Source organism: Paenibacillus sp. GCM10027630 (genome assembly GCF_042676305.1).
Lineage (GTDB): Bacteria > Bacillota > Bacilli > Paenibacillales > NBRC-103111 > Paenibacillus_S.
In genome coordinates this window covers 13759-28754 of record NZ_JBHTGY010000083.1, presented here as the reverse complement: position 1 = coordinate 28754, position 14996 = coordinate 13759, and the positions used below count along the sequence as shown (strand labels likewise).

The following is a 14996-nucleotide window of genomic DNA, read 5'->3' as shown; positions in this document are numbered from 1 at the left end:
TTGGTGGAGAAAGGTTAATTGGTGCTTCGATGGGAACGTTGGTGGATGGAACGCGTTGGTCGGGGCTCCTTTGGCTGACGCGAAGGTAGCCCCTCCACGCTTGCATGCGTGCGGGAACGGGCTAGAGCGTGGAGCCACTTGAGAGCTTAGGAGCGCGTTTGTCCGGGCTGCTTTGCCTTGCAAAGTTTGCCCAGACACGCTTAACAGTAGTTGCAAGTGCAAGAGCATAAACGTATAGCGTGTTCTATAAAGAAGGAGCTTTGCAGCGCAAAGCTTCTTCTTTATAGAACGAACGCGTTCCAACATCATAAGTACATAGGAAGCGCTTCGGTTGCTCAACAGTCTCTCACGCTGGGTCCAGGGGCGCAGCGCCCGGAGCCCCCCTTGAAGAACAAGGGGGGTATGGGGGGATTGAATCAGAAATTTAACTGTTCGTTTATTTTATTTTAAGGTTACTTTAAGGTTACGAGTCCAATATATAGTCAAGGATAGCAAGTAACTATACATTATCATTCAAATCATATTTGAACGGAGGAATTTTACTATGGATGACAACAAACGCGGTTATGATGATTTCTTTCGCCGGTCGAATGGCGAATCTAATAGTTCGTCTAACGAACAAGCCGGACAATCAGAAGCAAATGAGCCAAGGCAAGAGCGTCCGTCCCACTACTACTCATACGGGCCTTATAAATCAGATTTGGGACATAATGAGTCGGACTCAGGTATGAGAAGCGATGGAGCAGAAGCTGCACAGGTAGAAATGACGCCGCCGCGGCCCATGAGACCATTTTCATACAACGTAACTGATAAGCCGATGCATGATCCGAAGAATGGCTGGCAGCAGAATGAGCACAAGAAGAGAGGATCTTCTCTAAGAACCGGATTCACTGCCTTTTTAGCTGGAGCGCTGGTTGTGGGGAGCTTAATGTTCGCTTCGGACAAAATGAACTGGTTTACAGGCCCTCAAGGTGTTATGTCTAACAAAGCATCAGCAGCTACAGGCCAAACAACAACTGGATCAAGCGGAGGAGGAACGGTCAAGCCCACAGCATTCGATCTTGGCGGCAGACCGGAGAACATCGCTCAAATAGCTGAGCAATCGGGTCCGGCAGTTGTTAAAATCGAGACTAAGGTTAAGGCCAAGGCGAGCAGTCGCGGTGGAAGCTCTCTGTTAGACGATCCGTTCTTCCGACAATTTTTCGGAGATAATGGCGGCGGCAGCAAACAGCAGCCCAAGAGCGATTCCGGGCAACTTCAGCCTGGGGGAATGGGAACCGGATTTATTTTTGAAAAATCGGGTTACATTTTAACCAATGAGCATGTAATTGACGGAGCGGACGAAATTTGGGTAACCGTAGAAGGCTATGATAAGCCGTTCAAAGCAACCTTGCTAGGTAACAGCTATGATCTTGATTTGGCAGCATTGAAGATAGATGGCGATAAGGAGTTTGCTGCTTTGCCGCTTGGTAAAGCGGAAGATACTAAGGTCGGTGACTGGGTAGTTGCTATCGGTAACCCGTACGGCTTTGATCACACAGTAACTGTAGGTGTATTGAGCGCACGCGAACGTCCAATTTCCATTCCTGACACACAAGGTACTCGCGAATATAAGCACTTGCTGCAAACAGACGCTTCAATTAATCCAGGGAACTCGGGTGGACCGCTATTGAACCTGAATGGGGAAGTAATAGGGATCAACACAGCAGTAAGCGCGCAAGCGCAAGGGATTGGCTTTGCTATTCCTACGAGTACGATTTCGTCGGTGTTGGATAATTTGAAAAATAACGTGAAAATTCCAAAAGAACCATTACCTTATATTGGTGTTAAGTTGTCGGATATCGACAAAGATTGGTTAACTGAATTAAAGCTGCAAAACACGGAAGGTGCTATCGTTTCTGAGGTAGAGCGTAAAAGCCCAGGCTTTATTGCCGGCATTCGTCCTTACGATGTGATTACTGAGGTTAATGGAGCCAAGGTGAAGAAATCTCAGGATCTCGTTGACAAAATCAAAGCATTGAAAGTGAACGACCAAGCAAACCTAACTATTATGCGTGACGGTAAAAAGGAAAACATCACAGTGACGATTGGTGACCGCAACGCAGAAGCTAAATAAAATGGAATGACCTCGATCAGAAGCTTTTCTTACAACTAGAATAGAGAAAAAGGTTAGAATAAAATGAACACAAAAAAGACTCAGAGCGGAGCGAAATTTGGTGAAGCTCTGTTTCTTTTTGTATCCAACTAATTTGATGATAAAATAGAACTACAATTAGGTTCGTGTTTAAAAATGAAGGCGGTGCTGCATATGAGAGAAAAAATATTAGTTATAGACGATGATGAAAAAATCACTTCCATGCTTAGGCGTTCATTAGCTTTTGAAGGATATACCGTTTTTACTGCACAGCATGGTATGGATGGATTGAAGCAAATTTTGGAGCATGATCCGGATACAGTTATTTTGGATGTCATGATGCCTCAGCTAGATGGGTGGGAGGTAGTTCGGCGTATTCGTGAGGGCGGAGCAACAGTACCCGTATTAATGCTCACAGCTAAGGACGAAATTGGGGAGCGGGTTAAAGGATTGGATCTTGGGGCTGACGATTATTTGGTCAAGCCTTTCGCCTTAGAGGAGCTGTTGGCGAGGGTTCGGGTTCTGCTGCGCAGAAAAAGTGCTGAGAAAGCCGAGCAGCAAACAAATCGACTGCAATTCCAGGATGTGTTTATGGATATGGACACGCGCGAAGTGTTTCGTGGGAGTCAATTGATAGAATTGACGACTAAAGAGTTCGAGCTGCTTCATTTGTTTATGCAAAATCCGAAACGGGTGTTGTCTCGTGATGTAATAATGGAAAAAATATGGGGATATGATTACAGCGGTGAATCGAATGTTCTTGAGGTGTATATCGCACTTTTACGTCAAAAAACGGAGGAATATGGGCATAAGCGGATGATACAGACGGTTCGCGGCGCTGGATATGTGATGAGAGGAGAGAGTTGACGTGTCCATTAGGCTGCGCCTGACATTGTGGTATACTGCAATTTTATCCGTTACATTAATGCTTTTCGGCATTGGACTGTATTGGCTGCTTCATTATAATTACTACAGCTTTATTGAGGACGAGCTGCAGCAGCAAGGCGAGAATGTATATTCACGAATCCAGCCTCGGATGACTCCAACATTGGGAGGGGGAATCAGCTTTGATTTTGCCTTGCAGGGAAGAGATAATATTGGGAGTGCGGGGAAGTTTTATCAAATAACGAATTTTGAAAATGGGATCATTCGTCCATCGACTAATTTGTCTGAAGCTAATTTGACTTTGCCCGTCCCTGAACTGACAGATGCGAAACGGCAAAAGCTGGTTAACGATAAATATTTATTTGAGAAAACCAGAGTTGAAAATCTGGCATTCCTCATCTATAACAAGCCCATTATAGTAGTAAAGAATGGTCAACAGGAGCTGGCAGGTGTTTTTCAGGCCGCTGTTCTGATTGATACTTCCGAGAATTTATTTTCGCTGGTGCAGCGAATATTGGCTTTTACCGCTCTGGTGGCTGTGCTGCTGGCTGCTTCCTTTGGCTGGTTTCTGGCAAGAAAGGCACTGAAGCCTATAGAGCAGGTTATCGTGGCGGCCAATTCCATAAGCAAGGGCTCTGATCTTGAAAACAGGATCAATTATAATGGCCCTAATGATGAAATCGGACGCCTTACAAATACAATCAATGATATGCTGGAGCGTTTGCAGAAAGTATATTTTGATTTGGAAGAGTCTTACCGGAGGCAGCGGCGATTTGTATCGGACGCTTCTCATGAGCTTCGTACGCCGCTGACCACTATTCGTGGAAATGTTGATTTATTGGAAAAAATGTGGAAGAAGACAGCTTCTATAGGTACGGAGCAGGATCGGCAGCAGTTGGAGCTCTCGCTTGAAGCAATGCAGGATATAGCAGGCGAGGCGGAACGGATGACTCGTTTGGTCAACGATCTTCTATCTCTTGCCCGAGCTGATGCAGGCTTTCAAATGTCGAAGACCAACATCGAGCTGCTGCCCCTTGTGGAGGAGGTTAACCGTAGAGCCTACCTATTCCCGCGGGAGGTCGAATGGAGGCAAGGGGATTTATCCGCTTTGCAAGGAGTTTATGTTTATGGAAACAGGGATTATATTCAACAATTAATTTACATTTTTTTGGAAAATGCTTTCAAATACACCGAACAGGGTTTTGTAAAGCTTGATGCTATATTGATGGAGAAACAAATCGGGATACGTATTGAAGATACGGGTATTGGAATGGACATAGAAGAGGTTCCCTTGATATTTGAAAGATTCTATCGGGCAGATGTATCACGCGGCAAAACATCCGGTACCGGGCTTGGTTTATCTATCGCCAAATGGATTATTGATGAGCATCAAGGCTCCATTGAAGTAACAACATGCGAAGGAGAAGGCAGTACCTTTATTATTTGGCTGCCGGTTAGTGAAGTTTCTGACAATGTGCTTCCAGCGGCATTTCCTACATCCTTGGAATCGAGTATAATAGAATAGTCGGGGATATGTTTTCCCTTCAATAAGCTGCTTATAGGCACATAAAAAAAGGTAGGTGCAGAAATGGATATCATTAAAATCTCGCCCCGCGGATACTGCTATGGGGTTGTAGATGCTATGGCACTTGCCATGCAAACGGCAAAAAACCTTAACCTGCCAAGACCTGTATATATATTAGGCATGATCGTGCATAACGCCCATGTAACTGATTATTTTGATAAAGAAGGCGTCATTACACTTGATGGTCCGAACCGGCTGGAAATTCTAGAAACTATTGAAACCGGGACCGTTATATTTACGGCACACGGCGTTTCCCCTGATGTTAGAAAACGCGCGCGCGATAAAGGTCTTACAGTGGTGGATGCCACATGCCCTGATGTTACGAAAACTCATGATTTGATCAGGGAAAAGACAGCTGAGGACTACCATATTATTTATATCGGGAAAAAGGGTCATCCAGAGCCAGAAGGTGCCGTCGGGATTAATCCTGAACGGGTTCATTTAATCGAAAAGCTTGAAGAAGTTGATGAGCTGAATATATCGGACAAAAAGATCACAATTACTAATCAAACAACAATGAGTCAATGGGATATTAAGCATATTATGAATCGACTTTTGGAGCGGTTTCCACGGGCGGAAATTCATAATGAAATTTGCTTGGCAACTCAGGTTCGTCAAGAGGCTGTAGCTGAGCAAGCGAAGGATGCCGATTTGGTGCTGGTTGTAGGAGATCCTCGCAGCAATAACTCCAACCGTTTGGCTCAGGTATCTGAAGAGATAGCCGGTGTGAAGGCTTATCGAATTGCAGATGTTTCAGAGCTGAAGCTTGAATGGCTTAAGCCTGTTCGCAGGGTAGGCGTTACATCCGGTGCATCCACACCTACGCCAATTACCAAGGAAGTCATTAATTACCTGGAGCAATTTGATTTAGAAAACCCCTCGACGTGGGAAATTAAACGTACCATTAACATGAGCAAGTTGATCCCAACAGCCAAGCAGAAAGCCGTAAGTCAATAAAGAAATTGGAATAGGGGAAGGGATATGCAGCAGGAGCAGGTGACAAAAGGCAAGAAAGCTTTTAAATTTCGAAATATTAAACGCTGGTTTAAATACAAGTACTTGCTGCTGACCCGAGCCAAGGGAGGTCCAGGCATAGTAGCCATGGGATTTTCCATTGGCTTGTCTGTCGAAATGTTCACTCTTCCTACCGCTGGCTTAGCATTCTTTCTAATATTTCCGTTAGTTTATTTGTTCAGGGCAAGTATGGCGGCTGCGTTAATCGGTTTTGTATTTGGCAAAATTATTTATTTACCGTTGACCTACGTTCATATTAAGGTAGGAGGTATGGTGCTGCCTCGCGGCACGGGCCGGCATTTACTAAATTTTTTACCCGATTGGATGGATGTATTTATTAAATCCAACTTGAAGCTTTTTGTCGGGGGGCTTATAGACGGACTTCTTTTAGGCTTGCTGTTCTATTTTCCAATCAAGTGGGGCCTCGAATACTACCATGAGAAACGCAAAGAAAAGCGTAAAAATAGAAAAGCCGAGCTTGTTGTTGGTACAGAATCGACTCCTTGAGTCGATTTTTTTTGTAGAATTTATATGTTTGGAGAGAACGAAGCATACCCTGATTTTTGGTCTCTTTCTTGCGGGGGTGGGAATCCATCCTATTATGCTATGTCTTTAACATGAGTCCAGCTGACTAACGGATCGTCGATCCTCTAAGGGTTGAAAACCTATCCCATTTCATGAAGTAGAGGAACTACGATGCGTTATTCTGACTTTTATAGACTGAAATACCTTATTTTAAACTAAATAAGAGATCCTAGTTCCGTTTCATTCGAATAATAACGTTAAAACAATGAAATAGCGCACCTGACTTCCGCTCTTCCTTCTAAAAGAGTGATTAGCGCCCGGTGAAGGTGATGAAGACACGCTCCGTGGGGTTCGACCGACCAAATGCAACGCCACAACGCGCTAGCTTTGTAGGTACATATGGAATACAACAATTGAGATAGGGTTATGAATACTGGACCGAATACAGATGAGGTAAGAAATAAGGGGCAGGCTGCACGAAGTAGAACAAAAGAGAGAACGAATGTAGGGTGGAGAAGCGTAAGCACCGCCCTAGTCGTTACCTCCGGTGACTGCTCGGGTATGCAGCCTACCTTTGAAGCTACTGTTCCGACCGCTGCACGCCTACCAATCCAAGGAGCATGATTTCAAGAGCGGTCGAAAACCACACCGGATCCCCTCCCCAAGCACACACGTATAAGTTTGCACATAAAAGGACCGTCAGGGAATGAACTGACGGTTTTTCTTACCTATTTAGCATTATCCCCCCGCAAAGTATCTGAATCAACTTCGAAGCAAGACCCCACTTTGTGGGGATTTTTTTGCCTAAAATTGAGTATTATTTTATCTTGACGGAAACACGGCTCTGTTATATAGTTACTTTAGTGATTAAAAGCTTAAAAGCGTATAAGCGTTGAAGCGTGTAAGTGTTTGGGACAAAAACTTAATGAGCGGGAGTGTTGTTATTATGATCGTTATCATTTCTAATAAAGTATCCGAGGAACGTATTGGCGAAATCGTTCAGCATATTGAAAAAAATGGTGTTCAGGCTCATGTATCCAGAGGTGTGGACCGTACTGTTATTGGAATCATCGGCCAAGCAGATCCTAAGCTGAGCGAACAGCTTCGTCAGCTGTCAGGTGTTGAGCAAGTGGTTAAGATCTCTAAATCCTACAAGCTGGCAAGCAGAGATTTCCATCCGGATGATACCATTATCAAAATTAAAGATGTTGAGATCGGCGGCGAGCAGCTCGTAATCATGGGTGGCCCCTGTGCGGTGGAAACTGCAGAACAGATCGATGAAATTGCACGTCTTGTTAAAGCCGCAGGTGCACAAGTGCTTCGTGGAGGCGCATTTAAGCCGAGAACAGGACCGTATAGCTTTCAAGGAGTTGGTGTGGAAGGTTTAGTTATGATGGCGGATGCCGGCAGGAAGCATGGCTTGCTGACGATTACCGAGGTTATGACACCGGAATACGTCGATGTATGCGCTGAGTACGCTGATATTCTGCAAGTGGGTACACGTAATATGCAGAATTTTGATCTGCTTCGTAAATTAGGAACAATCAAAACTCCGGTTTTATTGAAGCGCGGCTTCAGCTCTACTTACGATGAATTCCTGAATGCGGCTGAATATATTCTTGCGGGAGGGAATCCGAACGTTATGCTATGTGAACGCGGAATCCGAACGTTCGAATCTTACACGAGAAACACTTTAGACTTGGCTGCTATCCCTGCTTTGCAAACTTTAAGCCATTTGCCTGTTATCTCAGACCCTAGTCATGGTACCGGCCGCCGTGAATTGGTCGAGCCAATGTGCAAAGCATCCGTTGCTGCAGGTGCAAATGGACTCATTGTTGAAATGCATACCGATCCTGACAACTCGATGACAGGTGATGGTGTTCAATCATTGTTCCCTGAACAATTTGCTAAGCTTATGGTTGACTTGGAGAAGCTGGCACCGCTCTGCGGCAGAAGATTCGATACGAAGAAAGAAGTGTTTACGTCTTAAGAATATTCGTAAAATAAGGCAAAACTCGACTTGGTTCCTTTGATAAAAAGGGGACCAAGTTTTCTTTTTGTCGAAACTGTGAACAGAATTTGGAGAGGTGTGAGCATACCTTACACACTCGTAAAAAATACCTTACATAGATATTGACGATTGTCGCTGAAAAGTTTTATAATATGACCATGATTAACAAAAACTTGAACAATGTTCGAACAAACAATGAAAAATGTTCGGAATTTAGGAGGTTAGTAATTCAATGTCAGCTCAAAACGTATTAAATATCATCAAAGAAAAAGGCATCGAGTGGGTAGACTTTCGTTTCGTAGATCTTTCAGGTAGAGCTCACCATATCTCTTTACCTGCTTCCGAAGTTGAGGAAGAAACATTTGTGAACGGTGTAGCATTTGACGGTTCCTCCATTCCAGGCTTTAAAGGTATTGAAGAGTCCGACATGGTTATGCTTCCAGATACGGAGTCAGTATTTGTAGATCCTTTCACTGCGCATCCTACTTTGGTTATTATGTGTAACATCCATACTCCAGATGGAGATCGTTATGATCGTGACCCGCGCAGCATCGCTCAAAAAGCGGAAGAGTATCTTCAAACTGCAGGTGTTGGTACAACGGCGTACTTCGCTCCTGAATCTGAGTTTTTCATTTTTGATGAAGTTCGTTTCGAAAGCGGGCAAAATAAATCTTCTTATTTCGTTGATTCCGAAGAAGCACATTGGAACACTAACAAGAAAGAAGAAGGCGGCAACCTGGGCTTTAAAGTTGGTCACAAAGGCGGATATGTGCCTGTAGGTCCTACTGATTCCCAACAAGACATCCGTAGTGAAATGTGCCGTTTGTTGATCGAATCCGGTCTTCGCATCGAGCGTCATCACCACGAAGTTGCTACTGCAGGTCAAGGCGAAATTAACTTCCGTTTTGACACTTTGACTAAAACAGCTGATAACCTTTTGAAATATAAATACATCGTACAAAACACAGCTAGACAATATGGCAAAGTGGCAACTTTCATGCCAAAACCATTGTTTGGCGACAACGGTAGCGGTATGCACGTTCACCAATCCATCTTCAACGGCAGCGAACCTCTTTTCTATGAAAAAGGCGGATATGCTAACCTGAGTGAAATGGCTTTGAACTATATCGGCGGTATCTTGTACCATGCACCAGCTTTGATCGCTCTTACTAACCCGTCAACCAACTCCTTTAAGCGTTTGGTTCCTGGTTATGAAGCTCCTGTTAACTTGGTATTCTCCAAAGGTAACCGTTCTGCAGCTGTTCGTATTCCGGTTGCTGCTGTTACACCTAAAGGCTGTCGTATTGAATTCCGTACACCGGATTCCACGGCTAACCCTTACTTGGCATTCGCAGCTATGCTGATGGCAGGTTTGGACGGAATCAAGAAAAAAATCGATCCTCGCGCATTGGGATACGGTCCGTTGGATAAAAACATCTACGAATTGTCCGATGCAGAGAAAGGTGAAATCCGCAGCGTACCAGGTTCATTAGATGAAGCTTTGGATGCTTTGGAAGCAGACTTCGAATTCTTGACTGAAGGCGGCGTATTCACTAAAGACTTTATCGATAACTACATCGGTTTGAAACGTGACGAAGCTAAAGCAGTTGCTATCCGTATTCATCCGCATGAGTACTCCTTGTATTTCGACCTGTAAGATTTTTAGGTTCTATCGAACTTATCCTATCTTTATAGAAGTTTTGGTTTATGGTTTATAGTTTCAAAGGCAGAGCCCCGGTACCCCCGGGGCTCTTTCCTGTTCTCTACCCTCTCAATAAATAATTGAGAGAAAAATGGGCCTCGCTTGAGCGATAGCTCAAGTCGAGGCGGAGAGCTTTGCAGTTTCGTAGAAACGATAGTGGTCGCCTTTGTCGGTGGATTGCAACCTTGGCAGCTTTTATATATAGAAGCAATCCACCGACAACAGCGATCGGAGAAACTGACAAAGCACGCAGCCTCGACTACCTGCTATCTCCTTTACGTTCTCTGCCTCTTGAACCTCACCGATTTTTTTCTTAATTATTCTCCCCATTGTCACCATTTTGTAATAAACCTCCATTATAATAAAACTATCAAAACCGGAGGTTGAGGGGGTTACTGATGGGAATACAATGGACGGAAAAAGAAGCGGTACATCTGTTGAACCGGGCAGCTTTTAATGCAGGTAAAAACGAAGTCGCTGCTAGCCTGGAATTAGGCATGGAGGAGACGGTACGAAGGCTCATAGCCGGAGAGTCGTTAACCGGAAAAACGGAGCAGATCGAGCCTTTGGAGAAGCTTCTGGCTGATGGCAAAGAGATGAAAGCGGATTCGATTGGTGATCAACAAACCTATTGGCTGTATAGGATGATTCATTCGGAAGCTCCTTTGGTTGAGAAAATGACATTATTTTGGCATGGACATTTTGCAACCTCATATCAAAAGGTGCGAGAAATCCCGTTGATTCTTAGGCAAAATGAGCTTTTTCGGAAGCATGCGCTGGGCAATTTTCATGAGCTTGTTCTGGAAGTGGGGAAAGACCCTGCGATGATGTTATATCTGGATTCCAACAATAATAGAAAAGGCAAGCCCAATGAGAATTATGCAAGAGAAGTGATGGAGCTGTTCACGCTTGGAATCGGCAATTATACAGAGCAGGATATAAAGGAAACAGCCCGAGCTTTCACCGGTTGGTCTTATAATAAGAAGACGGATGAGGTTACATTCAATAAAGGGCAGCATGATTCCAACGTGAAAACGATTCTTGGGGAAAAAGGAAATTTTGATGAGACAACTGCAATTGACGTTCTCTTTAAGCAGGATTCTTTGCCTCATTTTATGGCGGGTAAGCTGTTGAAGTTTTTTGCGGCAGCTGATCCTTCTAAAGATTGGATTGATCTGGTAGCCGCTGATTTTGCGAAGTCAGGGCATATTGGCGAGGTGTTGACCAAACTGTTTTTATCCGATGCTTTTTATAGCTCTGATCTGTTGGGCAGCTTAATCAAAACCCCGATAGAATACGTGGTGGGCATTTTGAAATCATTCGATATTCCATTATCCAAAGGCTTCACACAAGCGGCGAGAAAGATGGGCCAGGAGCTGTATTTACCGCCGGATGTTGCAGGCTGGAGGGGCGGAGATACGTGGCTTATGACCACGAGCTTATTATCTCGCTACCAGTTTGCCGAATCAGTGGCGAAGCGGTTAAACAGCAAAGTGCTTAGCGGTACAGACTATACATTGAGCACGCAAGCTAAACCTGAGGACTGGGTGCTGCAATTTTCGAGAAATGCAGGTACATGGTTCCTTGGAGAGCAAACAGTGAAAATACTGTCCAAATTTGCAGAGGATACTTTTATTTATTCCACGCAAAAGACGAATGGTATGAAAGGACTGTTGCAGCTCATTATGGTAAGCCCTGAAGCGCAAATGAAATAGAGTGAGGGAAAGGGATGGGGAGTCGGTATGAAGCTGACACGGAGAGATTTTCTAATAAAGGGCACTGCACTTCTCGCTACATTAGGATTCGGGGGACCCATGATTTTCGCAGAGGGCGAGCAGCCCATAAGCAATACTGCAGGGCTTGACCCAGGTGTTGAATCCCCAGTGCTTGTTGTAATACAAATGTCTGGAGGAAATGACGGCATCAACACGCTGATACCATATGGAATGGGTGGATACTTTGATTCCCGGCCTACATTGAATATTACTCAGAGCGAAGTACTTGCAATCAATAATGAGGTTGGACTTCATCCCAGTTTGATGCGCTTAAATGAGCTGTACAAGGGAGGCAAGCTGGCGATTATACAGGGAGTCGGGTATCCCAAACCGGATCATTCGCATTTCCGATCTATGGAGATTTGGCAGACAGCAATGCCTGATAAATATATACGCTCCGGCTGGCTGGGACGTTATATCGAATCATCTTTGTCCAAGGACAGGAACTATTTAAGGGCGCTGCAGGTAGGAAATAATGCGAATAAAGCGTTCAATTCAGATCGTATAAATGTTCCTGTTATTCAATCGATTGAAAGCTATAACCTGTTCGATCCCAAAACGCCGAAAGCGGACCAGAACCGTCTGGCCAAAGCTTTCCTGGATATGTATGATCCCGAGCGTCAAGGTACACAAGTTAAAGTGACATGTCAACGCGGAACAGATGCCTATCAAAGTGTAGAGGCCATTCATAGCTTAACGAATGGATATCAAAATAAAGTGGAGTATCCAAAAACTAATATTGCTAAAGATTTACAGTTAGTAAGCAAACTATTAGCTGGTAATTCGGGAACACGAGTGTTTTATGTAGAGCTTGGAGGCTTCGATGATCATATACAGGAAAAAGAACAGCATGCCAAGCTTTTGAAGCAACTTGATGAGGCGATTGGTTCATTTTATGCGGATCTGGAAACTCAAGGCTTGCATGAACGTGTTGTGACGATGGCTTTTTCTGAATTTGGCCGTCGCGTGAAGGAAAATGGGAACGGCGGTACAGACCATGGTACGGCTGCTCCGGTTTTGATCTTTGGCGGTAAGGTTAAAGGCGGCTTATACGGGGTTATGCCAAGCCTTACAAACTTAGATAACGGCGATCTGAAGTATGAGGTTGATTTCCGTTCCGTATACTATACCCTCGTTGATAGTTGGCTTAAGGGTGATGCGAACACCGTAATGAATGGAGCTTATGAAAAGCTTGGTTTTATTTAGTTCCTGGTCAATAAAACGTATCCTTTTGCATTTAATGCTTTACAATTGCTGCATGTTAATTATAATAATATTTATATTATAACAAGTTGCTGTATGAACTGATAAACCGTGGATACTGTGCTAGAAGGCTAGTATTCACTCTCAAGAATGTTTGTCTTGGGCCGGTTTCATATCCCTAACGGGGTGTGAAGCCGGCCCTTTCTGTTTTACATTACATACAAAATAATGGGAGGAATCTTTAGTTTTGAAAAAGCATTTCGGTGAGGATTTCTGTCACAGCAAGCTGCCGATTCGCACTCCCTCTTGGCTGAGAGAATAAGTGTCTATTGCTTCATACATGGGTCTACGCCCTAGATAGCTGCGGTACAGAACAATCCGGTTTGCTGTCCACTGCATCGGTGATGACTTCAATTCATTATTTGCCGAGGCTAAAGCTGCTTTGGTAAAAGCGGCTTCCCCCGAATATTTTCTAGCTATGGTTATGTGAGGACTATAAGGTCGGCCTTCCATTGGGAAATCCACTGATTCCATAGCTGCCTCTGTCTGTGCGTGAAGTGCGTTCAAAGCTGTTAAATGACCTCCAACTCTGATCCACAGAACACTAGGAGCAAAGGGCTTGCCAAAGGTGCCCAGCGAGTCTAATGACAGCTGAAAGGTTGATACAGATGCTGCAACCTTCTTCATGTGTGATTGAATGCCAGACAATGCAGCCGTAGGAGTATCCCCGAGAAATTTAAGAGTGATGTGCAGATCGTCCTTGTGAACCCATTTTTGAAAGCTAAGCGTAGGCTGTAGTGTCTCCATAAGCTGCTGAAGGAAGGAGCTTTGTTCCTCGCCAAGAGGGAGAGCAAGAAATAATCGGTCTTTATTCATGATAGGACAGCTCCTTAAGATGCGGAATATTACTTAAAGGGTATCCGATATTATTGAAAATATGTATCAATGATGTGAAGAATGAGCATAACTACTTGATGGATAGGGATAAACTTTGCTATCATTAACCATATCATATCAAAAGATGCGATTTGAAAACTAGGCGAAGGTGTGAACTCATGACTAAACGTGCGTACAATTTCAATCCGGGTCCTGCAGCGCTTCCGTTGGAAGTATTGCAGCAAGCTCAGGAACAGTTTGTAGATTATAATGGGATCGGAATGTCTTTGATGGAAATTTCCCATCGGAGTAAAGAATACGAGGCTATCAATTCCGAAACACAGCAGCTGTTGCTTGAATTGCTAGGACTGGAGTCAGGCTATCAAGTACTGTTCATGGGTGGGGGAGCAAGCACGCAATTTGCAACGATTCCTTTGAACTTCTTAAAGCCCGGCAAAGTCGGCAGCTACATCATTACAGGCAGCTTCTCGGAGAAAGCCTATGATGAAGGCCGGATAGTTGGTGAATCGGTAATTGCAGCTTCGAACAAAGAGGGCAATTGGAGAAGCCTCCCGAAAGCATCCGAACTTACAATAGATCCAAATTCCGCTTACGTGCATATGACAACGAATAATACGATTGAGGGGTCCCAATTCTCGTACATACCGGAAACGGGAAATATTCCATTGATTGGTGATATGACAAGCGGTATTCTGAGCCGTCCGATCGATGCCAAGAAGTACGCAATGATCTATGCAGGCGCACAAAAAAATCTTGGACCGGCCGGTGTAACGGTAGCCGTTATAAGTGATGAGATGTTGAAGGAAGAACCTAAGCATATTCCAGTAATCCTTCGTTATTCTAACCATGCGAAAAACAGTTCGCTCTACAACACCCCTCCAGTTCACTCGATTTATATGATGAATCTGGTGTTGAAATGGATTAAAAACAACGGTGGCGTAGCAGCCATGGAGAAAAAGAGCATCGAGAAAAGTAAGCTTGTTTATGATGCAATCGACGGAAGCGGTGGCTTCTACACAGGTAATATTGATGCGGATAGCCGCTCCATTATGAATATGACGTTCCGTTTACCAAGCGAAGAGCTGGAAAAGAAATTTGTTAAGGAATCTGAGCAAAATAACTTTGTAGGCTTAGCTGGACATCGCAGTGTTGGTGGGATTCGTGCCTCAGCTTACATTCCAGTGCCCTACGAGGCTTGTAAAGCTTTAGCTGACTTTATGTCCGATTTCCAGAAGCGAAACGGTTAATTTGGCTGTCAGCAGCCC

General features: G+C 44.3%; 12 protein-coding genes. 11 read left to right on the top strand and 1 reads right to left on the bottom strand.

What is annotated here, in order from left to right; translation table 11 throughout:
* The first annotated feature begins 544 nt into the window (after positions 1-544).
* The 10 genes from ACFQ0C_RS32500 to ACFQ0C_RS32455 all read left to right on the top strand — a co-directional run bounded on the left by ACFQ0C_RS32500 (position 545) and on the right by ACFQ0C_RS32455 (position 12837).
* Entirely contained in the window at positions 545-2116 is a 1572-nt protein-coding gene (locus tag ACFQ0C_RS32500) for a S1C family serine protease (RefSeq protein ID WP_379373126.1), read from the top strand.
* A 192-nt stretch (positions 2117-2308) separates the two neighbouring features.
* Positions 2309-3001 carry a response regulator transcription factor gene (locus ACFQ0C_RS32495; protein WP_258214964.1) on the top strand — a complete coding sequence of 231 codons (693 nt, stop codon included), beginning with the start codon at positions 2309-2311 and terminating at the stop codon, positions 2999-3001.
* Between the two features lies 1 nt (position 3002).
* On the top strand, positions 3003-4544 hold the full coding sequence (locus tag ACFQ0C_RS32490; RefSeq protein WP_379373124.1) for a sensor histidine kinase: 1542 nt from the start codon (positions 3003-3005) through the stop codon (positions 4542-4544).
* A 63-nt stretch (positions 4545-4607) separates the two neighbouring features.
* Positions 4608-5561 carry a 4-hydroxy-3-methylbut-2-enyl diphosphate reductase gene (locus ACFQ0C_RS32485; RefSeq protein ID WP_379373122.1) on the top strand — a complete coding sequence of 318 codons (954 nt, stop codon included), beginning with the start codon at positions 4608-4610 and terminating at the stop codon, positions 5559-5561.
* A 24-nt stretch (positions 5562-5585) separates the two neighbouring features.
* On the top strand, positions 5586-6125 hold the full coding sequence (locus ACFQ0C_RS32480; protein ID WP_258214961.1) for a DUF2062 domain-containing protein: 540 nt from the start codon (positions 5586-5588) through the stop codon (positions 6123-6125).
* Between the two features lie 444 nt (positions 6126-6569).
* Positions 6570-6767 carry a hypothetical protein gene (locus tag ACFQ0C_RS32475; protein WP_379373120.1) on the top strand — a complete coding sequence of 66 codons (198 nt, stop codon included), beginning with the start codon at positions 6570-6572 and terminating at the stop codon, positions 6765-6767.
* Positions 6768-7089: 322 nt separating this feature from the next.
* A complete protein-coding gene (aroF, locus tag ACFQ0C_RS32470; RefSeq protein WP_258214960.1) occupies positions 7090-8133 on the top strand; it encodes a 3-deoxy-7-phosphoheptulonate synthase in 1044 nt (347 codons plus the stop codon).
* Between the two features lie 253 nt (positions 8134-8386).
* Positions 8387-9811: a type I glutamate--ammonia ligase gene (glnA, locus tag ACFQ0C_RS32465; RefSeq protein WP_258214959.1), complete on the top strand. Its 1425-nt coding sequence runs from the start codon at positions 8387-8389 to the stop codon at positions 9809-9811.
* 443 nt (positions 9812-10254) lie between these two features.
* The gene (locus tag ACFQ0C_RS32460; RefSeq protein WP_379373117.1) at positions 10255-11571 is read left to right on the top strand and encodes a DUF1800 domain-containing protein; all 1317 of its coding nucleotides are present in this window, start codon (positions 10255-10257) and stop codon (positions 11569-11571) included.
* Between the two features lie 27 nt (positions 11572-11598).
* Complete coding sequence (locus ACFQ0C_RS32455) at positions 11599-12837, top strand: DUF1501 domain-containing protein (RefSeq protein ID WP_379373115.1); 1239 nt, start codon at positions 11599-11601, stop codon at positions 12835-12837.
* A gap of 273 nt (positions 12838-13110) precedes the next feature.
* On the opposite strand, the gene thpR is transcribed toward ACFQ0C_RS32455, so the two are convergent.
* Positions 13111-13710, bottom strand: coding sequence for an RNA 2',3'-cyclic phosphodiesterase (gene thpR / locus ACFQ0C_RS32450; protein ID WP_379373113.1), 600 nt, complete (start codon positions 13708-13710; stop codon positions 13111-13113).
* 179 nt (positions 13711-13889) lie between these two features.
* On the opposite strand from thpR, the gene serC reads away from it, so the two are divergent.
* Entirely contained in the window at positions 13890-14978 is a 1089-nt protein-coding gene (serC, locus tag ACFQ0C_RS32445; protein ID WP_379373111.1) for a 3-phosphoserine/phosphohydroxythreonine transaminase, read from the top strand.
* The last annotated feature ends 18 nt before the right edge of the window (positions 14979-14996 follow it).